Genomic DNA, 22,516 nt, shown 5'->3' on the forward strand with positions numbered 1-22,516 from the left:
GCTCGGCGAAAGGGGGGTGCCGTACTTTTTTCAACGCTATCAACGCCAAGCTGCTCAGGCCCCGTCACATATCGCGGGAGAATGAGCCGTCCAACGTTACAGCAAGCCAGACCACGGTTCTGAACCGGGCCAGGAGCCCATTTGAAATGGAGCGCGAGCGTGAGGCATAGGTGTGGCGGTCACCTGAAAGCTTTGCTCCCGATGAATTGGGTCTTGGGTTGCTGCGCTTAGCCAACCGAAAATCTCATTGGGTTGAATCTTCATCTATTCAGAACTAGTATTGCCCTGGGTTAACCGGCGTATTGCAACGTAACTGCTTCGATAAAGAGCCAAGAATCATCGGTTGGGCTTCTTGTGACGATGAATCCAATGGGGGCTGACATGGACGTCACTGAATCAAATGTTCCCGCAGAGCCTTTAAGTGATGCAGGCGGAGACTCCTTTGCACATGAAAAATGGCATACCAGAGTTCTTGCAGACGCGAAGGTGGCAAGAATCAGACGAGGCCACTGGCGCCTCGCTTTACGAAGTATTCTTCCTGTCGTTGCTCTGCTATGTGTAGTAGTGGGCGCGCAATATTGGCGCACGACGCAGTTGGTAAACCAACTCAATGCAGCGGACCGACAAGTTGCGGTAGTGAGTGAGGAGCTGCGCCGCTTGCGAAGTGAAAGCCCACTGCGTAGCGAAATGGATGTTCTACGAGACACGGTTAAACGCAATTTGGACGGTGAGTCTGCGCGCGTAGATGTAATTGAGAGTGGCTCATTGGCTCCGGTAGTAGCCCAGGTGAGTGCATCGGTGGGCCTCATTCAAGGACGGTTTGTATTGATTCACCCAACCAGTGGAAAACCGGTTCGCGTACGTATGGCTCTTGGAAAACCAATGCGCGACAGTGACGGTAGCCCACGATTGACCATTTCGGGCATGGGGCCCGTGTATGTTTCCACTTTCATGGGAACGTTCTTTGTGATCGATCAACATGGGTCGTTGCTGACAAACCGCCATGTAGCATTGCCTTGGGAAAACGGCATTGCAGAAAAGGCTATGAAAGAGCTTGGGGTAAAACCCGTCATGCTTGAAATGCGCGGCTTTTTGCCGGGACAGGAAAACCCTTTTGAAGTCATGACACTAACGGTGGATTCGCACGATTTGGCCCTCTTACGTGGCAGTGGTGCTGCACTGTCAGTGTCGCCTTTACCGCTGGCAAAGAAAAATCCCTTGCCTGGTGATGTGGCGCTGCTGTTTGGTTACCCGACAGGCATACACGCGTTGATAGCACGTGCAGGCGATGAGTTCTTAGCGAGACTGGAAAACGTCCCCAATCTGGACGATGGCCGTGCACTCGAAATCTTGGCTAAAGTTGGCTTAGTGAAACCCTTGGTAAGTCGCGGCATCATTGCGCAGACAACCGATGCAGCTATCGCGTATGACGCGCAGACGACTGGCGGTGGGAGTGGGGGGCCGGTAGTGAACTTGCGCGGAGAGGTCGTCGCTGTCAATCGTGCGGTATTGCAAAATTTCACCGGTTCCAACATCGGCGTACCTATAGAGGTGGTATCTGAATTGCTAAAACAGACATCAAATGCGACGATCGAAATCCATGAAGATAGTCCGAAAATCCCACACGTGAATTCCAAATAGGAGGCTCTCTTTTCAAGACCTACTTAGCAGTTGTTTATGCTTAGCTAAACAAGTGCGCTGAAGCATCAAGCAGATGCGTTGGTACATGCATTGTGGAATTTCAACTGAAACGCTGAGCGCGGAGAAGCAAGCGCATCAAACTAAAGGCGTTTTGCCCATTGTGCTTTCGCCCATCGAGGGCGTGTGCTTTCCATTTATGTGGCCATCAGCGATTCGCGCAACGCCTCTCGCACGCTCTTAGCTGTTAGCCACCCAATAGTAGTGGCGGGGCCTGCATACTGCATTGAAGTACCAAGACCTGTCATGGCAATAGTGACAGTATCAGTAGACGTACCAGTGGCTAGGTCTCCACCCGATGTACGAACACCCAGTTCATTCAGAACAGCCGACTTGGCTTCGGTTACGGTAATTATTGCATTCACCATGGCTGCACGAGTGAGTTTTGCATCAAGCAGCACGATGATATTGATCGTGCCTGGAGAAGACAAAAATGGCTTCGAGATGCCTGCGCTGCTGGCATTGCGAACGCCCGCCGTAACCAGTACTCCGACGCGCAACGCTTCTTCGCGCGTAAATACCATTCGTAGCTTGCGCATTGGTACCGCTGTTAGGAGACCAACATATGGAGTCGTGACTCCGCATCGCGCGGCAATGGCATGCAAGTCGATCTGAGGTGTTTCTGAGCAAAAGTTCTCGCCCACACTGGCATTGAGGATATGGCGAACCCGATTGAAACCTCCTCCTGAGAATGAAGAAGATAGTGTTGTCAAAATTCTTTGACTCTGAACGTGAATGACATCAGTTCGTTGGTAGACAATAATGCCAGGGATTGTGTTGATATTATCGGTGGACACGGAAGTAATTCTAGTAATTAAACAGGTGATTAATAAACTATGTGCAACGCATTATCATTGCTCAATTCACGGACATCTAATTGTTCTAGATGCGTTGTGACCTGCGCAACATGCGCAGCGACTGGGGCAATACCTATTATCTCGCGGTGCCTGGCCACAAAGTCATTGGTCGTGTAGCCGAGGTCGGCGCGAAGGTAACCTGCATAAAGAATGACGCCACCAAAGGTCGTGTGCATTAAGAAAACCCTCTCCAAGGAGTTGCAGTGTGGAAGCATGCGTTAATCAACAACGTCCAACGAAGAGCAATCCGTCCACCTTGTCACTCAATAGTCAGGTTGATCACCCGGGGATCGTCGTAGATGAAGCAACCTGAGCAGTTCGAATCCCGATCGTGAGGGTAAATTCACATCGACTACCTGAAAACCCATTCGACAGTGAACTGGTCTGATCAAAGAGTCGTCAAAATTTGGTCGATTTCATCATTTGGCGCTAGTTACAGGTATTAATACATCTACTCTCATATGGGGTAATGTTCAAGGTGCCCTAACAAGGCTCTCGAACGCTTCAACGGGAAGTGGACGACCAAAGAGGTAACCTTGGTACGCATAGCAGCCTAACGTTCTAAGAAAGTCACATTGCGCTTGATTCTCTACTCCCTCGGCAATGACTTCCATACCCAGAATCTGGGCCAGTGCCACGATCGTCTTTGCGATGGCCGCGTCATTTGAGTCGTCAAGTATGTCATTGACAAACGAACGGTCAATCTTCAATTGATCTAAAGGTAGTAGCTTGAGATAGGATAGAGATGAATAGCCGGTGCCGAAGTCGTCCAGAGAAAAGCTGACACCCGCGGTCTTCAGTGCCACCATTTTTTCAATGATCTCATTGACGTTGTCGACAAGCAGGCTTTCTGTGAGCTCCAGTTTGAGTCGGGAGGCGTTGGCACCAGTAGCTTCAATGACAGCCAGCACCTGATTGACGAAGTCAGATTGTAGAAATTGCTGCACGCTGACATTGACTGCAAGTGTCAGGTGACGCATGTCCGGCTGCGTTGCCCAGGTCGCCAATTGCGTGCAGGCCGTTTTCAGCACCCAATGTCCCAATGGGATGATCAGACCACACTCCTCTGCTACGGAAATGAAATTCGCTGGTGAGACCATTCCACGAGTGGGATGCTGCCAACGGACCAGCGCTTCGCATCCTGTAATCTCCCCATTTCGCTCGACCTGGACTTGGTAGTGAAGAATAAATTGCTTCGTTTCCACTGCTGAACGCAAGTCATCTTCAAAGGCCGACCTTTCTAGCACTGCGGTCTGCATCGATGGGTCAAAAAACCGGATCGCATTTCTGCCCGAGTTCTTGGACTTGTACATGGCCAGATCGGCCTGCTTTAGGAGTTCCTCAATGGAGGTTTCATGACCGCTGAAAAGCGTGACACCAAGGCTTGCTGTGCTGCGGTAAGTCGTGTCAGAAAGCGGATATGTTTGGCACAAAGCATTGAGTATTTTTGAGGCAACCATTTCGGCTTGACTCGCGGCCTCTTCAATGCTGCCTTTTAGATTGCCGAGCACAACGACAAATTCGTCACCACCCAGGCGAGCCACCGTATCGCCTTCGCGAACATTGGAGGTAAGCCTTGAAGCCACCTGTTGGAGCAGCGAATCCCCCTTGTCATGCCCGAGCGTGTCGTTCAGTGTTTTGAAGTTGTCCAGGTCTATGAACAAGACAGCACCATAGGAACCATTGCGATGTCCATTGGTCATGGATTGTGCAAGACGATCTAGCAGCAAGGTTCTATTGGGTAGGTGCGTGAGGGGATCAAAAAATGCCAGTTCGGCAATTCTTTTTTCTGTCTGCTTGCGCTCGCTGATATCGTATTGGGTACCGATGTAATGAGTAACCGTTCCGTCAACTGCCTTGACTTCTGAAATAGTTAACAGCTTTGGGTAGATTTCTCCGTTCTTGCGCCTGTCCCAGACCTCCCCCTGCCAGCCACCGGTACTTTTGATACTCTCCCACATGGCGTGATAGAAGTCGGAATCATGTCGTCCTGACTTGAGAATTGAGGGTCTTTTGCCAACTATTTCTTCTGGGGCATAACCTGTGATTTTGGTAAACGCGCGATTTACACGCAAAATAACTTGGTTGGCGTCGGTGACCATCATCCCTTCTTGGGACTCAAAGGAAGCGGCGGCAATGCGCAGTTGCGCCTCCGCATGTTTGCGCTCGGTGATATCAATGTAGGTGCTGACAAAGCCACCCCCAGGCAACGGAACCCCACTCACTTCCAGCACCGTACCGTTAGGGCGTACTCTTTCAAAACGATGCGCCAAAAATTTTCGAGCAAGATTGATTCGTGAAGAAATTTGCTCTTGCGGATCTCCCGGCCCATACTCACCACGTTGAACGTTGTAGCGAACAAAATCTTCCATTCCCACATTTGGAATTTCAAACAGTGATGCGGGGAACTCCATCATCCTGGCGAATAATTCGTTATGTGCTAGCAGAGTCAGATCACCATTCACCGCCGATATTCCGCCGGGGAAATTGTTGATGATGCTGGTGAGTAGATCGTTTTTTCTCTTCAGGTTTTCCTCAATGTTCCTTTTGTCGGTGATGTCACGCACAGTTCCAATCATTCGCAAGGGCTTGCCGTCGTGGCCACGCTGAACCACCACACCTCTATTCAAAATCCATTTCCAACTACCATCCTTGCACCGAAGACGCAGCTCGCTGACGTACAGGGGTGTTTCTCCAGCCAAATGCGCCTGTTTACTGGCCTCCTCATGTTCTCGGTCGTCCAGATGAATGCGCGTCTTGAACTCATCGAGTTGATTGCCAATATCTCCATCCGCATATCCAAGCAAACTTTTCCAGCGCGGGCTGAAGTAGACAACATCTGAGGGAATGTACCAGTCCCAAAGGCCGTCGCCAGAACCCTCTACGGCGAATTTCCACCGTTGCTCGCTGTCTTTCAACGCTTCTCCAGAGGCCTGTGCCTGAGCTAAGGCCAGCGACCTGCCACGGGCCAGCAGCATAACTAATATTCCCAACAGGACGGAAATAAGTGTACCTGCCAGACCTAGCAGCAGTGGTGTACGACGTTCAGCATCTGATATGAAGTGTCTTTCTGGCTGAAACTGAAGCTGCCACTTGCGACCATGCACATTAATCATCCGGCTGATGGCTGTGCCCGAATCCGAGCCACTTAGCAGGTTCGAAAACATGAGGGAACCCGTATTGGCATCTGAACTCGAATTGGAGAGCAGAGATCCCATGTCGGTGACGGCAACGCGCAGTCCTTCGAAATGCCCTTCACTCTGCAGTTGCTGGAACAGATCAAATACCCTGACCGTGATGGAGACTGACCCCAGAAAATCTTCTTCTTTTGGCTCCTGGCCGCCGTTGCCTTTGCCCACGAAGACCGGTACCCGAATGACAAATCCACTTCGACTTGTTGTCTCCTGGATCAAATCAAATGGCGCGCTGGCTACGGGCTGCCCGGTGCGTCTTGAAAACTGCATGGATGCAAGGTTGGCAGGTTGGGCGCTGATATCCAGACCCTGCACATTTTGATTGCCATTTGCAGGCCATAGATAGTCTGCGACATAATATTCGCTGCGGTCGCCTGGCGGATGGATCGCAAAGTTTGGGTAACCCCGTGGATTGAGCGTGGTGTCAGCGCGCACCTTAGCTTCAAAACGCCGTTTATCCTTTGCCGCTACATACCGTGTAAACGCAATATTTTTGATACCGGGATAGCGGCTGTTTACATCGAGATGTGTTACAGCTTCGTTGAAGGAGCGTCGATCCACTAGAGGATCAACGACGAATAGTCCGCGCAAGCCAAGTGCGATTTCGACATATCCTGCAATTCGGCTTGCCAAAGTCTCGTTCAGAGAATTCGCAGCCTGTGTGAAGCGTGCACTTTCCACCATGTCGATGGAGTCAGACTGCTTACGTACCATGAGTGCGCTTGCCGCAATGCCACATAGCGCGACCACCAGGCCCAATTGCCAGGAATGCAGAATAGGCCGAGGTGAATCTGTTGCCATTTGAAAATTAGCGATTGAATCTTTGAGTGCTTGACAGATTTATTGATTTGGATATTCCGTCGATCACACTGCGAGCCCTAGAACAACTCCACATCACCAACATTGGTAGTTGGTTCGACCAATCCACCATTCGATACCAGGGAACCATAACTGCATACTTGGTTGCGTCCATGCTCTTTTGCGTAGTAAACAGCCTTGTCTGCCCGTTCGATGGCTGCGCTAGGAGAATCACCAGCCCTGACTTCCGAAAAGCCAATGCTCAAAGTGATGGAACCTACCTGGGGAAACACATGGTTTTGTGTAGTAATTCTCAGTCGATCCAGCAAGGCAGAGGCCTCCGCTTCACTGTGGCAGCGCACAAGCGCCACAAACTCCTCTCCACCGAACCGATAGATCTGATCATTGAAGCGAAAATGAGCACGCATCAGGCGCGCCAGCAGTAACAGCACCTCGTCTCCGATGAGGTGTCCAAAGTTGTCGTTTACGCGCTTGAAATGATCGATGTCAATCATCGCCAGCCAATAAGTTGCGTACGCCTCAGTGTCCCGTCGTTCTTGCTGGCGGTGGCTATTGTCTTCTGCGCTGCCATTTTTCTGCTCCAGGGTGGCGCGCAGGAAGGCTCCATCAAACGTCTTACGATTCAGCAGATCGGTTAATGAATCGCGTTCACCATAGTCAAGAAGTGCAGAGAAGTTGCGATACAGCCTGAGAATGCCACTTACCAGATCGCGCCTTTGCGCCGACAGTGGCGCATCCAAGCGTATCTCAAGTACTCCAGTATTTCCTGGCGTTCCTCCAAGTGGAAACACCACAATATGCTGGCCGTCGTCGGACTCCTGAATTTGCCCCGATATTGCCAACTGTCGCATGGGAAATTTAGCTAGCAGAGGAAGTTGGTCAAAAGGCATCCATGCCGCGTCGCTAAATACACCTGACGTCCCGGCTTGTATTTGGGCCGAAATTCGCCAACGCTCATTGCCCTGATCACCGACAGCACGACAGATACTTGCGCAGAGTGGAAGCAACAAATCACTGATGGTGTTGGCCAGGGCAACATCCAGCGCATCCCGATCTCTCAGGGCGGTCAGATCGGCAAGGTTATCAACGAGGTCGTACATTCACGCCAACTATTCTGCAGTTGATCTGTGGCATCGGCGTGCAGCAACGCTGTCAGTGTCACCTTGAAGGAGAACCGGGGCTGTTTTCTTGTGCATCTTGTTTTCCAACGGATTATCTTTTCCCGTGAAGCGGAAAAATTTTATGTTCTAAAGCTTCTTGGATTCTGACATATGTCAAAGATGATTTGAAGTTTCACAAATGTGGACTTCATGCAATGGATGCTTGGCAACGAACAGACAGAAGTAGAACTGCAGCTCCAATATGCAGTCGCGACTCGACAATCAAAAGGCTCTGGATCAACTCAGAGTTTGCAAGCATTGGGGTCGACACGATGTAAGGAAATCCCTACCTCGTTGGGCTCGTCTTAGAAATAAATGCGAAAAGTTGGCTGGTGCATCACAGAGTTCGGGATTCCAGCCGGCAAGGTGTGTAACCCCTTATCATGATGGAATGTTTCGATGGTTTGTTGGCCAGCTATACCATCGGCACGTGCGCAGACTCATCAAATGTTGAACACAGTGTTGGACGCTGCCACTGAGGCAGTTGACACTCGAGAAAATCGGACTGGCACCTCCAAGAAACGTTGAAAACGTCTTTCCTTCGTAGAGGCACGGTGCAACGTCTATGGGGCGATCCTCACATTCAAACTAGATTCGGACTCATCGTTGCAAAACCAGTCAAACGGAGTTCTTTGGTGGATCGCCCCTGCTTAGTCAGAGTAATGGGCGAAGCAATCGGTACCAATTCGAGACCGATGCAAGGCGACTTGCGGGCTCATGTCCTTCACACTTCCTGATGGCTTGGCGGCTGGTGGTTGAAGGGGCATAAAACTCAGGTCTCCGTCGGCACTTCAGCGAAGGCGGTGGCGACATCTTTGACCTTTGCAACGCGCCCCGCAGCTAGAGTTTGCAACGGCGTTTCCCTACTCAATGACGCCTTGCGAGTCAGGAAAAACTGCAGCTTTGAGCCTTCTGGTGGGTTACCGAGTACTTTGGTGACGGTTTCCAAATGATTGCGATCGTAGCGTGGGTCGTTATAGAACGCCAGAAAGTAACGTTCTGATTTGTACGTAAGATAGAAGACACGATTGCTTGGCTTTGTCGCAATAACGTTGAGTGAATGAATTTCTGCGTATGGTGGCAAAAACTCAGAAGTCAAGGGTGTAGAACTGAGTTGCTGCGGACATGGGCTTTCCATTAGGGCAGCGCAACTGCCCCTTCTTCACCATATACATGGTCTCGATTCCAGCAATCAGTTTTTGCGCGCTCCAGAATGATTTGAAACCCAGCATCGGGTTGGTGATTCGTTTGACTCCCCGGTGATCTTGCTCGACGAGATTGTTGAGATATTTTGACTGGCCCAGTTCAACATCAACGCAGGCATCGGCATTGACGCTGCGAATGGCAGCGGTGTTGGCCTCGCTTTTGTCTATGGTAATATTTTCAGGCAGGCCATGCAGATTGATGGCGCGCTCCAGGTAGCGCCGCGCAGCTGCCAAATCTCGCTTGGCGGTGAGCAAGAAGTCTACCGTGTCGCCGCTCTTCTTGACTGCGCGGTACAGGTACTTCCACTGACCGGCTACTTTTATGTAGGTCTCATCCATCCTCCAACTGGTACCGACTGGGCGCTTGCGGCGACGAAAGATAAGCGCAATGACTGGCAAAATCTTCAAAGCCCAGCGGTGCACGGTGGAGTGGTCCACGAAGACGCCACGCTCCTGCATCATTTCATCCAAATGGCGAAAGCTCAAGGGGTAGGCTGCATACCAACGGGCGCATACCAACGGGCGCATACCAGCATCACTTCGAGAGGATGGTGCAGTCGCTTGAGTACCCTGCGCAGTTCGAGGATCATCGCGGTTTCGGTCATGTCTTGCATCCCGGCATTCTCACGTACCGGCGCTTACCCCGACAGAACCTCCCTGAGCTATCTTTGGGAGAGGCCCACAAATCGTTCATTTATATGAGTAAGTTCGATGAATATCAAAATGACTTGCTGGCATTTATTGGAGATATTCGCCTCATCCTACTAGTTCCTTATGAAGCTATTTAGTCTAGCAATCGTTTCATCCTCGACAGACATGCTGCACATGACGTATCTCATTTCCCCAGCTGGCATTCCTTTGAAATGAATGATGTTGAAATCACTTTCCTTGAATCCCTCCTGCCTTGCGTAATACATCACTTCTTCGTAGGGTAGAAAGGTCAACTTTGAGCGGTCGAGTTGAATCATTTTGATGAGCTGACCATATTCAGCACTAGTTGGCATGCGAATGGCCTTCATCGTCACAAATTTCTGCTCCAAATAGGGCCCGTAGACAATGGCATTCTTTATGAGCACAGTCGTATTGGCATCCGCCAAAATGGCGTCCAAACTGACTCCTTTGGGTGGGTGGAAGCTTGCATTCGCGAAGCCCACCATTGCTGAGTCTTGCGATATGGGCTTGGTAAATTTTCCGTAGCTTTCACGCTCTTGTGTTTTGTACAGGCCGATGGAACAAACACGGTCTTTGTTTTCCCGTATTTCCAGCAAGCGGCGCGCAGGTGAGGCCTCTATAAGTTCATATGCAATACCTGCTTTCACAAAGGCCTGAATAGCAGGCGTGGCAGTGATTCCAATCACCTCCCCTTGCAGTGACCGACTCATGAACGGAGGTCGCTCAGCGTACAGTAAATGGATTGGTACAGATTGTGCCAATGCACAACCGACATTTGCGACGAACAGACCAGCGAAACGGATAACCTGTATGAGTGACATGCAGCGGTATGTTGGATGAGTTGACTTGGAATTTTATATTGATGGAATCTCGGCCTTGGTGCAAATAGCAAATAACGGCAAGATTCAAGGATTTTTCACAGTATCAGATTTTGGTGGATTTTCGCTCGGCATTCCCGATTTCAAATGCGTGCTTCATTCGTGGTCGCCGGACTAGTAAACTGGCCCATGCTCTACCATTTTCCCCAACTGACGTCAAAAGGCGACAGTGCCACGACCAATCTTCATCGCAACAAGAGCTGCAAAACAGCCATCAACGTATAGCCAGCGTAAAGTGGTTGCCATTCTCCCAATGAGGTGAGCAGTCGAAAACCCCTTGTAATAGGAAAAGCGAAAGTCATTTTCCGGCCTACCTCATTGCGCCGCACGGGCTATCAACCAAATGAAAAGCATGCCGTACAAGGGTCAGTGCGCCCGACCGATTGCTCCTTCAGCGTCTGTTCACGCCCTGCGTATGTCCTTCTGAATACTGTTAGATAGAACGTTACTTGAGCGAACGTGTACTGCCATTAGGCGATTCGATTCACCTCAGCGTTGGGTCAGTCATTCAAACGGGAAATGCCTACAAGTTGCTGGTGACCGCATTGTCGACGAGTACCATGTGCTCAAATTCGGTATCTGGCATTGGTCTGCCGAACAAATAACCCTGGTAGGCATTGCAGCCGTGACGCGCAAGATACTCGCGCTGTGCTTCGTGCTCCACTCCTTCAGCAATGACGGCCAATCCTAGACTCTCCGCCAATGCGATCACCATTTTGGTAATGACGGCGTCGTTGGTGTCAACGAGTACATCACGAACAAAGCTCTGATCAATTTTGAGCTGCTCCAGCGGAAATCGCCGTAGGTACGACAGCGAAGAGTAGCCTGTACCGAAGTCGTCCAATGAAAAGCCAATTCCCTTTTCTTTGAGAAGCTGCATCTTCTCAATAATGTCTTCCGTGTTGTCTATCAATTGACTTTCCGTCAATTCGAGCTTCAACCGCCGCGGATTGGCACCACTGCGTGTCACAGTCGAAAGCACAACATCGACGAAGTCAGGTTGATGAAGTTGGCAGGCGCTGATGTTGACGGAGATGCTCAGCTGCGACAGCAATTCGTGTCGGGACCAAATCGCTAGCTTGGTACACGCTTGCTCAAGGATCCATTGACCCAGTGGCAAAATTAGTCCTGTCTTCTCTGCAATGGGTATAAATTCGTTGGGAGACACTAAACCGCGGTCGGAGTGCATCCAACGAACTAAACACTCTGCACCCATGATATGTCCAGTTTGCATCACCTGTGGCTGATACAGCAATAGGAACTCTTCACCTCGAATTGCATCTCGAAGAGATGCTTCTAAGTTGGCACTTTGTAACAGTGTGGTGTGCATTTGTTCATCAAAGAAACACACACAATTTCGTCCAGCAGCCTTGGCCTGATACATGGCAAGATCGGCCTCTTTGAGGTATACATCGATATCCATTCGGGCGCCGCAATGCAACGTCACTCCGATGCTGGTGCTGATAACATGCATTTGGCTGGCCAGCAGACTGGGTTTGGAAATGGTTTTGCATATTTTTTCGGCGATTTGCCGAGTCAGCTGAGCTGCGGCGTCTGGCTCGCTACCGACTCTTTGCAAGATGACCACAAACTCATCACCTCCCAGACGCGCCACGGTATCGTCAGCGCGAACGCTCTCAATCAGGCTAATTCCAACCTGGATCAAAAGTTCATCACCAACAGAGTGGCCTAACGTGTCGTTGAGTGTCTTGAAGTTGTCCAGATCCAAGAACAGCAATGCAAAGTACTGTCCGGATCGCTCACTCGCCACGGCGGCCATCTTCAGTCGTTCGCGCAACAGGCGGCGGTTAGGTAATTGCGTCAACGGATCATAAAACGCCAGATTGTGGATGGTTTCATCGGCCTCTTTGCGCTTTGCGATGTCGTCTACCATGACCATGCGCATGTTGTCCATTTGCCGGGCTAAAGTGCCCAGCTCATCGGGGCGCGACCAAGCCAATGGTTTGTAAAAGTTGCCTTGCGCCAACTGATCCGAAAATTGTGTTAGTCCAGCGACAGGCTTGAGCACCCGAGCTCTAAGGACATAGAGCAACAACGCCATAGAACTTGCAATTTGAAGGGCCAGAATCATAGAATAGAACTGCACTTCGTGACGGAATTCACTTTGCCTATTGCCGGAGTCGATTTCCACCTCCACTTTGCCGGCAAAGTTCGCGCGACTTGCTGCCCCGCTTATGTGATTCAGGTTTTGAACTTTTGCATAAGATCGCCCCATGCGCCGCGAATCATCCTTTACCTCGGTAAGTATCTTGTCGTACGTGTCAAATACGGACACCCGCACAACCTGAGAGTCCGCCATGGATGCTCGCAGTAGCAGCGAGATTGTTTCCATGTTGAAATTCCATACTGGCTCAGCCAAGCTGGCCGAAAGCACAAGAGACTTTTCTTGCAGGATATCAACCATTTCTTGCTCGACTTTGGACTGGCGAAACCAGAGCAGAGTCACAACGGCGATCACCGTGGGCAGCACAATGCCAATGATGACGGTCAACACCAACGTGACCGTCAAGCGGCCCCTTATCCACTGGGATAGAAATATCATGACAAATTACGGATACTGGCTGAGCTACTGCGGTCTATCCCGGGCGAGCAGTTCTTGGATCGCTGGTTGGTCCACATTTTCCGATGTAACCATGGTTGCGGGTATGTAGGTTACCGTGGGAGATCTGTGGGAGGCTGAAACCGGTGATTCAAGCGCAGCCTTGACGGCGAGGTAGCCCATCTGGCGCGGATTCTGCAGTACCAGACCGTCCACTTCGCGGAGGCGAATAGCATCCAGCAGAAGTGGTGTCGCGTCAAACCCAATAAAACGGATCTTCCCTGCCAAGTTCAGGTCACGCAGAGCACGCAGGCTTGCTTGCGCAGTTGTCTCGTTGGGTGCAAAGACCGCATCGATATGCTGAATGCGCCTCAGTGTCTCCTTCGTTATGGAGTAGATGTCGCCAACAGCGTCACCCGCATAAAAGTCTGCTGCAATCTGGATTTGCGGGGCGTGGGCTTTTAGATGCTTGGTAAATCCGGTTACGCGCTTCTCAACAGTGACACTTCCCTTGTAAGTGCGTACCACCACCAGTTTACCTTTACCGCCAAGCAGCTTTTCCATCTGTTCGGCCGCCAAAGCACCTGCGGCAACGTTGTCTGTGCCGAAAAAGCTGGAATGATTCTCTCCGCCAAGTTCAGAGTCCACTACCACCACCCGGATTCCTTTTTCGGTGGCCATTTTGACCGGAGCTTCTAGCTTGTACCGGTCTATAGGGGCCAGAACGATGGCGTCAGCGCCGTCCCGGGTATATGTTTCCAAAATCCTGATTTGGGCATCGACATCACCGCTATGGGCCGGGCCACGCCAAGTAAGCGTGCCGCTACCCGACTCGTTCATCGCACGACTGGCCCCTTCATGCATGAGCTCCCAAAACTGATGGTCACTGGATTTGGGAATGAACACAACATTTTGAGCAGTAGTCGCTCCACTCGCACTGCCAAACATGCAAGCCAGTGATGCACAAAAAGTTGCCAAGACTTTCCAACGCATAGTAGTCCTTTATTTATGATCCAAGCGGATGTCATTTTCGCATCAATGTGTTTGAGTTGCTACATTTGAGGCTTCCAAAGAATTTGCACGCGTTCTTCAAGTGTTCTGTCCCGCTGGTATGCGATAGAAGTCAATACAGATACTGAAGAATGGGATCTGCGATAGCAGTCTTCCAGAATGGTTGGAGCCCCGGTAGAGGTGACCCATGATCTCCAGCGCTTGGGGCATATCTTCGACCTCTTGTCTTATGCGTTTCTGCTGCAGACCCGAAACACGCCCCTTCGATCAGCACTGGCTTGCGGATGTCGTCGTCATTGCTCATGACAATTCCACTTTTGGTCGTGGCAAAGATTTCGACGAATTTAACTCGCATTGACCGTTTAACAGATTTGTTGATCGTCTTCGTCACGATTTTGACTTCATGATTAGACTTCAGGTCTTCGATCTAAGATGTCGTACTAGATTTCTGCCCAGGCACGCTGCTCACTCCAATCCTGGAGCCAAGTAAGAAATTGACTCCCAGGCATCGGTTTAGCAATGCCATATCCTTGGGCCAAATGGCAACCTAATCGAGTTAGAGCGTGCCCGTGTTCGATTGTTTCTACCCCTTCTGCAATCACCTTTCGGTTGAATGCTCTGGCCAAACTGATGACACCTTCCACGATACCAAAATCTTCTGCATCCACCAACATATCGCGAACAAAACTTTGATCTATTTTGATGGTGTCCACCGGAAGTTTGCGCAAATAGGTAAGAGATGAATAGCCTGTACCAAAGTCATCCAGTGCCAACTTCACTCCGATTTGATGGCACTGTTTGAGCACTTCAATAGTTTGATCCATATTGCTAATGCCTACGCTTTCCAAAACTTCTAACTCCAGGCAATCAGCGGCCAGTTCTGGATGAAGATCTAACGTAGATCGAAGATGCTTCAAGAAATCTGGATGAAGCAAGTGCTGAGCTCCGACATTGATGCTTACTTGAATTTCATGTCCCAGTCGTTTCCATTGCGACGCCTGTTCCAGTGCGGAGCACATGACCCAGTGACCCAACGGGTGGTCAAGGGTACTACCTTCGACATGGTGCAAGAACGCTGCAGGAGGAAGAATTCCCTCTTGAGGATGATCCCATCGAATAAGTGCTTCTACGCCCAACACTTTGCCATTGGTCAGATCAACTTTGGGTTGGTAGTAAAGGCAAAATTCATGTGCGCTCAGCGCGCAATGCATTCGCTCCACAAATTGCTGATGCGCTTGTGCCTTCAAATCACTCTCTGGGTCATAGAGTTGAAAGCAGTTGCGTCCCGCTGCCTTCGCTTGATACATGGCTTGGTCGGCATGGCGTAGCAGTGCATCTGCGTCTGCATGATCCAGCGGATACAGACTGACTCCAATGCTGCAGGAAATGAGAATGTCATTCCCGTCTATCGCAATCGGTGTTTTGATGGCATTTAGTATGCGATTTAAAACGAGGACACACTCTTCTGGAGTACCAATGTCATCAAGAAGCATGACGAATTCATCGCCCCCCAGTCTAGCCAATGTGTCTTCGGTTCTCAAAATATGCTTGAGGCTATTGGATACAGCAATTAGAACTTGGTCACCCACCCCATGACCAAATCGGTCATTGATATCTTTGAATCCATCAAGGTCCATGTAGCACACTGCAAGGCTTGATTGGCGTCGATTTACTCTAAATATCGCTTGCTCCATGCGGTCAGCCAACAAGCGCCTGTTGGGAGTTCCAGTAAGTGGGTCATAGTGTGCCACACGATCAAGCTCCAATTCATGGGACTTGATTTGACTGATATCGGAGAATGCTCCTATGTAGTACTGAACTGCTCCTAGTGCATCACGTACAACTGAAATGGCCAATAGCTCCGCGTAGACTTCACCGTTCTTCCGTCTATTCCAAATCTCTCCCCGCCAATTGCCTTTGGTATGGATGGACTCCCACATCGCTTTGTAAAAATCTGGTCCCTGCAGACCGGATGAAAGAAGTTTGGGTGAATTTCCTATGATTTCTTCCTCGGCATACCCGGTGACACGCGTAAATGCTGGGTTGACTCTCACTACCTTAACCTGGCTATCCACTACCATGATGCCTTCGAAGCTATTGGTAAAAACTACAGATGCTTCCGTCAGTGCCAGTTCTGATATTTTGCGGTCAGATATGTCGGTAATGGTACCAATCATTCGCAATGGTTTACCTTCAGCACTTCTGTCGATAACGCGTCCATTGCCCAGTATCCAGCAGACTTGGCCATCTTTTCTTACCAGTCGGTAGTCAAATATGCTCACTTCAGATTCGCCACGAAGATGCGATGACATGCTTTGCATAACTGATGCGAGGTCATCAGGATGGATCGTGCTCTTGAAAAAGTCTAAATTGGGAACGACTTCATCGGCCCCGTAGCCGGTCAGTTCATAGTACTTGGGTGACAGATAGGCAACTTCACTCCGAAGATCCCAATCCCACAAGCCAACATTGGTGGCTTCCATGGCACGTTGCAAACGATACTCACTGTTTGCCAACGCAAGCTGTGCATTTTTGCGCTCCGTAATAACGTCAAATACAACTGCAAAGTGGTCTGTTTGCACTTTGAACACTGAAATGGAAAACCACTGATTTAACGCAGAGATAAGCACCTCAGTACGTTCAGCCACCCCGGTTTTCACGACACGTTCATACAATTCGAAAATCGCTTTGTCTTTGCTTCGTATTCCTGGTATGACTTCGCTGACCTTGCGATCTCGGACATTCTTCAGCCCTGTCTGCTCTTCAAAGGCTTTGTTAACCTTCAAGTAGATGAAATCACTGGCCATACCATCTTCGTACAACATGCGGCAGTAGGCCATGCCGTTGAGCATGTTTTGAAACAACGCCTGATAGGTTGACTCTGTCTCAGCCAACGTGGAACTCAATTGACTTGTCTCACTTATATCGGCTAGAAATCCAATGAGATGGGCGATACCCTCCAAATCGAATAAATCTACGGAGGCAATGGCTTGACCGACGCGCCCCGACTTGTGTCTATATTCATGAAAAAAATTACGGGCGCTTCCTGTTCTTTGTAACTGAGTTAAAACAGCCGAGCGGCTTTCGCGATTGCGCCAAAGCTGCAACTCTTCACTGGTGTGTCCGATGACTTCTTCATGGTTGTAGCCATGCATCACGAGAAATGCTTCATTTACGGCGACATATGCCGAATCGGACATGCGTGATACCCCTATAGCAACAGGGCAAGCATCGATGAACGCTTTCAGGCTTATGAGATTCAGCGGCTGAGTTACCGAAAGAAGGTTCATCTCGATTGGGCTTCAAAATGCGCGATATGCGACATTCTTACATCATAATTAAATTGGGATAAGAAGGTAGGTATGTTTTTTCATACATTGATGGGTAATCAAAACTCGCAAGTGACAACAGAAACCGGGCGATATGGGAATTAGAAGTTCCTGATTGATCTGACTCAAAATCGATGTCGCGGCCAAAATCCCAAGTTGCAGTCAATGTTGGGAGTCTGAAGCGTACACGCAACGGTTACACTTTGCCTTGTATCGGTCGGCACCCGTCTTTGTGCCCGAAGCGATGGTAACCGAATACTTTTAAAGTGGGTGCCTAGGTAATATTGGAGCGACTTTGGCGGATTTCTTCTCCTAGATCCTTTATTGCTTGCTTATTCAAATGCTTATTTGAATAAGCGTGAATAAATATTGTGAGCGAAAACGAGCGTTCTGATTTACGCTCCTCGGAATTGCACACATTTTCAAAAACATGTGCAAGTTGTGATGCCACTTGCCTCGTGACACTTTTACACCATGCCGATGGTGTCGCTCAAGTTCAAGTGCAACTCCCATTTTTCGGCTAAAGACCTTAGTAAGCACTAATTATTCAGTAAGCGGATCCATTCAGCGCGGCGACAAGGGGCATGTCGGCATGTAGCGACTTCAGGGTACCCAATGCGGCTTGCAAAGCATCCAATCCGCCGCCCAATCTTGAAGCTAACTTACTTGGTAGTTCTTCAATATAGGCGTTGCCGGAGAACCCTATGTGCAATCGCTTGGCTATCTGATTTCCTGCAAAAACACAGGCAATGGAATCTGTATCCAATACTTCTGGGCCATACTGATGCCGGATGGTTTCCACTAGACTTTCCGAAAATCTCCACTTTTCAACCAACATGGCACCAACTGCGGAATGGTCCACGCCGATGACTTGCCGCAAGGTTAGATGCAAAGACTCTCCTTGTTCCTGACTCATATCTACCGCCATTCGAAACTCCTGTGGACTATAGAGAGCCAAGACAATTTTCCCAAAGTCGTGCAAGAGTCCTGCAATAAAACAATCAACGGGATCCACCTCTGGGCAACGATCGGCCAATTGTTTTGCTATACCTGCAGTGGTCAAAGAGTGCAGCAGATATTGTTGCACGTCGAAGTCCGCTAAATTCTTGCGTGGCAGAACGCCCACTGCCGCAATGGCAAGTGCCAGATTCTTCACCGTGTTGAAGCCTAAGTAGACAACCGCATGGTGAAGTGAAGTAATCTTGGTGGGCATGCTGTAATAAGAAGAGTTCACTACGCGCAATATCTTGACGGTAATCACAGGATCCTTGTCAATTACATGCACCAATTCCTTTGGTGAGCAATTGATGTCCTGTGAGAGAGTGAGGACTTTTCGAACGCTCTGGGGAAATGCAGGCATTTCTTCAACGGCTTGGGCTAGCTTGTGGGCCAAAATGGGCGAAATGTCCATTGACAACTCCTTCAAACCTATGGTTTTGCGAACACTGGAAGGCAAATTGCAAACCCAAAAAAGAGTAACATTTTTTCGTCAGAAGGTGCGTCAAAGTCTTGAACAATCAGTTCAATCTTTTCTTGGCCTAACTCTCCGATGTGTGATGCATATGCATTGGCAAAGTAACTCGAAAAACTGTGCCAATGCCAATTTGGCTTCGTACGGAGATCTGGCCACCATGCTTCTGAACTATGCCATAGGACAGAGATAGGCCCAAGCCGGTGCCTTGACCAATTGCTTTAGTCGTAAAGAATGGTTCGAAAATGCGTCCAATATTCTCAGCCTGAATTCCAACGCCGGTATCCTGAACTTCCACCCAAACGCTTTCTTGGTCAACGCCTGTTCGCAATGTAATGGTACCTTGGTTCGGGATGGCTTGGATAGCATTGACCATCAGATTGAGAAAAACCTGGTTGAGTTCTGCTGGCAGACATTCAATCTCTGGAATATTGGCATATTCTTTCAACACTTCAACTTTGTCATTTAGCTCACTGCGTACCATATTGATGGTGGTGTCCAGTCCATGCTCCAGATTGGCCATCTGTAGGCCTGAGCTGTCAACATGAGAGAAATCTTTCAGGTCTTGCACAATGCGTTTGACGCGTTGCATACCGTCCATAGATTCATTGAGAAGGTTCGCAACATCCTCTCGCAAGAAGAGGATATCTATTGTTTTCTTTAACGCCAGGATCTTTGCACGGGTTTCCTCTGCCAATTCGCCTTCCTTGGATTCATAGCAAGACAAGATGTCGAGTAGATCGGCAACATAACCTTTAAAAGTTCCCAGGTTGGAAATGACAAAACCGATTGGGTTGTTTATCTCGTGGGCGACGCCAGCTGCTAGCTGCCCGATGGCGGCCATCTTCTCCGATTGGAGTAGCTGGCTCTGCGTCTGCTCCAGCTTCTTGATAACGTCAGCCAGCCGTGCACGCTCTTGTTCTAGGGTTAAGTTTGTGGTGTACAACTTTTGGCGATCATTCATGAATAGTTCAACGGCGCGCGCCATTTGGCCTATTTCGTCACCACCGGTAACTGGCACTTGCGCCTGTGCCGTCTGACCATCATCCAGTCGCAGATAGTGGCTGACTTGTAACAGTCGACCTACCACGTGCTGACCTAAGAAAAGGTGGGAGATAAGCCATGAAAGAATCAGACTGCAGACAAGCAATACCAAGACCCAGCGCAGTCGAACTTGTGCGGATTCGGTCAAATGGGTAACCGCATTGCGGTAGTCCTGGGTCAGTCGCAATGACAATGCCTGTGCCGAGTCGGCCATTGAACTGGATTGCCGCTGAAGCTCACCTTTGAAGTATTGCAAATTGACTTCCTGCGCGTTGCGATCTTGCGTTCGCGGTAGCGTGTCTGAAGCTCCGGCCAGCAATGTCGTGTCTTGCAGGCTAGCAACAATGTTGGCGGTATTGCGAAAGAGTTGTGCAGACTGATGTAGCGCCAAAATTGAAACATCGTCGCTGCCGGTTACCAACTGCTGCACAAGTCCATCCAGCAAATCCAATTGTTGCCCAATCCCCGCGTAGCGCTCACGTAGCTCCTCTTGCGACGTGGCACTCAGCATCTGGCCGGAGGTTCGTTCAATCAGCAAAGCACGTTCAACCACGTTTTGCGCCTGTTGCATACGCGACAAGCGGTCGCCGGCCAATTGCTGGGTACTCTCGATCGTATCTCGCAGTGTATAGATGGCAGTCAGCCCGGCGGCAACAAAAAGCAGCGTCAGAGACGACAAGGCCAATATGAACTGACTGCGCAACGAATGCGGCAGGGCGGAACGTTGCAGGCGAAAGCTGAACATCAAGGCCGTTTTATGGCTTCCAAATCTGCCGGTAGATATCGCGATATCCATTGTCCGGGTCATACTGGAAACGTGCACCGCCATCAACATTGATATTGTTGGAATTGACCAGATGCACAGGGATCACGTAGCCGCTTGCCGCCTGATGCTGCATCAGACGATTCAATTCATCAACCAACTGCCACCCGTGCAAGTTCAGAGGTTCAGCGACGGTGACAGTTTGGAACGCCTTGGCTCGGATGCGCATGAAGGCGGCAGAGCTTCCGTCACCAGCAGAGAGCAGGCTGATGGAGTCATTGGGCAATCCAGCCTTGATCAGCTCGGGCACCACATAATCGAAATAGATGTCATTGATCGCCAGAGCGTGGGTCCAGCGTTTGCCAAATTGGCTGAGCAGGTTGCGGGTAACCGCAGGCATTTGTTCGGCGCTCTTGGATATTGCGACGTCCTGGATTCCGAGCAAAGTACATTGCTCGCAGGCACGGATTACGTCGGCCATTGCGTTGGCCTTGGCCATTGCGATTTCGAAGTTCGAATCCGTAAAGATCACAACGCCAGCGTGGTCTTTCGTTGAAATAACTGCGGCCATGGCACTGATGCGGGCAACTTCCAACGGATCGGTGGAAACGTTCATGGCAATGGGACTATTGACCACGGGACCGGCTTTGGCACTGACGTGCCAACCTACGATGGGTATTCCCAGTGAGGAAAACGGCCGCACCAGCGGGCCCATGACCTTTGCATCGGTGCCTACCAGAATAAGACCGTCCGGCTTTGAGGCCAGGGCTTCTGCGGCTGCTTTTGCTCTGCCAGAGGGACTTCCAGCGGAGTCAAAAACCTTGACGTTCCATTTAAGCGATCTGACAGCTTCCTGAACGCCTTGTGCAACTCCGAGGATTCCGCCATTGCGAAGATCGTCGCAGATGATCGCTAGATTTTTCTGGGTGGCACCGGTTGGTCCTGTGCGCGGACCGTTCCAGGAAGGGGTTGGCGTGCTGGCGGTAGCGACGCTTTGACGCATTGCAGCAACCGAAGGCACTACAGCCGCGGGCGACTCTGACTTAGGCGTCTGGGCAATAGCGGACACGGGGCAGAGACAGGCAAGTAATGAACAAAGGCCAATATAGGGAAACCCGCGTAAGACTCGACGCAGAAACGAGTGCCTAAGCGACACGCCGGTGTTGGCACTAGGATTGTTCATGCTTGGAATGTTGAACGCCTTCAATGTCGCTGTCAATGCAGGTATCTACACCCCTGTCGCAACACTAGCGCGGCTTTGTTGAGCTGAGGCAGACGCAGGATAGGACTCGACACGTGCTGTAGGCCTATCCATTGCGGTACCTGGTTTTTACATGCGAGCAAGCAACTGTGAATGGGCTGTCGCAACCTCGAATAGATTTACCCGCCTCAGGAAACGCAATTGTGCCTCCAGCTGTTGAACTGACACACGAAGGGAGAAGCTATCGAAGAATGAATTTTGCAAATTGTTCATTTGGTGATTCGGTTCTCACCTTCGATTTGAAGTAAGGCCGACTGCAGGATGAAAGCCAAATTTGATTAAATGTGAATCGCATTCTGTCGCAAAGTTCTCGCGTTTCCTTTGGCAATTGAGTACTATCAAGCGATGGGACTTGGCTCTTTGTGAATTGCAATTGCGATGCAATTACCAAATTGGCTGCTGGTAACGTCATGTGTATTTGAAGGACAGGCTATGGACCAACCCGGAACCGCTACAACGAGTGTTACACGGGGACTTGATGCGTTGGACCCGGCTGATTTTTTTGACGGTAGTCCAATAGCAACATTCGTTGTCAATTCCAGGCACCTTGTTACGCACTACAACCAAGCCTGTGCCACTCTGCTTGGAGTTCCC

At 50.0% G+C, this 22,516-nt stretch carries 13 protein-coding genes and 1 pseudogene; 1 reads left to right on the top strand and 13 read right to left on the bottom strand.

Annotated elements, in window-relative coordinates; translation table 11 throughout:
* Positions 1–381: 381 nt before the first annotated feature.
* Positions 382–1,641, top strand: a complete 1,260-nt coding sequence (locus AC1RMF_RS25725; RefSeq protein ID WP_493145332.1) for a trypsin-like peptidase domain-containing protein — start codon at positions 382–384, stop codon at positions 1,639–1,641.
* A 194-nt stretch (positions 1,642–1,835) separates the two neighbouring features.
* Here AC1RMF_RS25725 and AC1RMF_RS25730 read toward each other — a convergent pair whose 3' ends face one another.
* From AC1RMF_RS25730 to AC1RMF_RS25790, 13 genes and pseudogenes are all read right to left on the bottom strand, one after another.
* On the bottom strand, positions 1,836–2,495 hold the full coding sequence (locus AC1RMF_RS25730) for an adenosylcobinamide amidohydrolase (protein WP_493145334.1): 660 nt from the start codon (positions 2,493–2,495) through the stop codon (positions 1,836–1,838).
* Positions 2,496–2,524: 29 nt separating this feature from the next.
* Complete coding sequence (locus AC1RMF_RS25735; protein WP_493145335.1) at positions 2,525–2,731, bottom strand: hypothetical protein; 207 nt, start codon at positions 2,729–2,731, stop codon at positions 2,525–2,527.
* A gap of 297 nt (positions 2,732–3,028) precedes the next feature.
* Positions 3,029–6,550 carry an EAL domain-containing protein gene (locus AC1RMF_RS25740; RefSeq protein WP_493145336.1) on the bottom strand — a complete coding sequence of 1,174 codons (3,522 nt, stop codon included), beginning with the start codon at positions 6,548–6,550 and terminating at the stop codon, positions 3,029–3,031.
* 77 nt (positions 6,551–6,627) lie between these two features.
* Complete coding sequence (locus tag AC1RMF_RS25745) at positions 6,628–7,668, bottom strand: GGDEF domain-containing protein (RefSeq protein ID WP_342620471.1); 1,041 nt, start codon at positions 7,666–7,668, stop codon at positions 6,628–6,630.
* An 832-nt stretch (positions 7,669–8,500) separates the two neighbouring features.
* Entirely contained in the window at positions 8,501–8,827 is a 327-nt protein-coding gene (locus AC1RMF_RS25750; RefSeq protein WP_493145339.1) for a hypothetical protein, read from the bottom strand.
* A pseudogene (locus AC1RMF_RS25755) lies at positions 8,817–9,469 on the bottom strand (IS6 family transposase); the annotation flags it as partial. The pseudogene AC1RMF_RS25755 and the gene AC1RMF_RS25750, both read right to left, overlap by 11 nt.
* A gap of 228 nt (positions 9,470–9,697) precedes the next feature.
* Positions 9,698–10,426 carry a transporter substrate-binding domain-containing protein gene (locus AC1RMF_RS25760; RefSeq protein WP_342620472.1) on the bottom strand — a complete coding sequence of 243 codons (729 nt, stop codon included), beginning with the start codon at positions 10,424–10,426 and terminating at the stop codon, positions 9,698–9,700.
* A gap of 580 nt (positions 10,427–11,006) precedes the next feature.
* Positions 11,007–13,013: a putative bifunctional diguanylate cyclase/phosphodiesterase gene (locus AC1RMF_RS25765; RefSeq protein ID WP_493145340.1), complete on the bottom strand. Its 2,007-nt coding sequence runs from the start codon at positions 13,011–13,013 to the stop codon at positions 11,007–11,009.
* Between the two features lie 57 nt (positions 13,014–13,070).
* Positions 13,071–14,036, bottom strand: a complete 966-nt coding sequence (locus AC1RMF_RS25770; protein ID WP_493145341.1) for a substrate-binding domain-containing protein — start codon at positions 14,034–14,036, stop codon at positions 13,071–13,073.
* A gap of 458 nt (positions 14,037–14,494) precedes the next feature.
* The gene (locus AC1RMF_RS25775; protein WP_493145342.1) at positions 14,495–17,344 is read right to left on the bottom strand and encodes an EAL domain-containing protein; all 2,850 of its coding nucleotides are present in this window, start codon (positions 17,342–17,344) and stop codon (positions 14,495–14,497) included.
* A gap of 586 nt (positions 17,345–17,930) precedes the next feature.
* Positions 17,931–18,794 carry an HDOD domain-containing protein gene (locus AC1RMF_RS25780; RefSeq protein ID WP_493145343.1) on the bottom strand — a complete coding sequence of 288 codons (864 nt, stop codon included), beginning with the start codon at positions 18,792–18,794 and terminating at the stop codon, positions 17,931–17,933.
* 127 nt (positions 18,795–18,921) lie between these two features.
* The gene (locus AC1RMF_RS25785) at positions 18,922–20,694 is read right to left on the bottom strand and encodes an ATP-binding protein (RefSeq protein ID WP_493145344.1); all 1,773 of its coding nucleotides are present in this window, start codon (positions 20,692–20,694) and stop codon (positions 18,922–18,924) included.
* Positions 20,654–21,730: a substrate-binding domain-containing protein gene (locus tag AC1RMF_RS25790; RefSeq protein WP_446738011.1), complete on the bottom strand. Its 1,077-nt coding sequence runs from the start codon at positions 21,728–21,730 to the stop codon at positions 20,654–20,656. Before AC1RMF_RS25790 ends, AC1RMF_RS25785 begins: the two co-directional genes overlap by 41 nt.
* Positions 21,731–22,516 lie beyond the last annotated feature (786 nt).

The sequence above is a fragment of the Rhodoferax sp. GW822-FHT04A08 genome, from assembly GCF_058801025.1.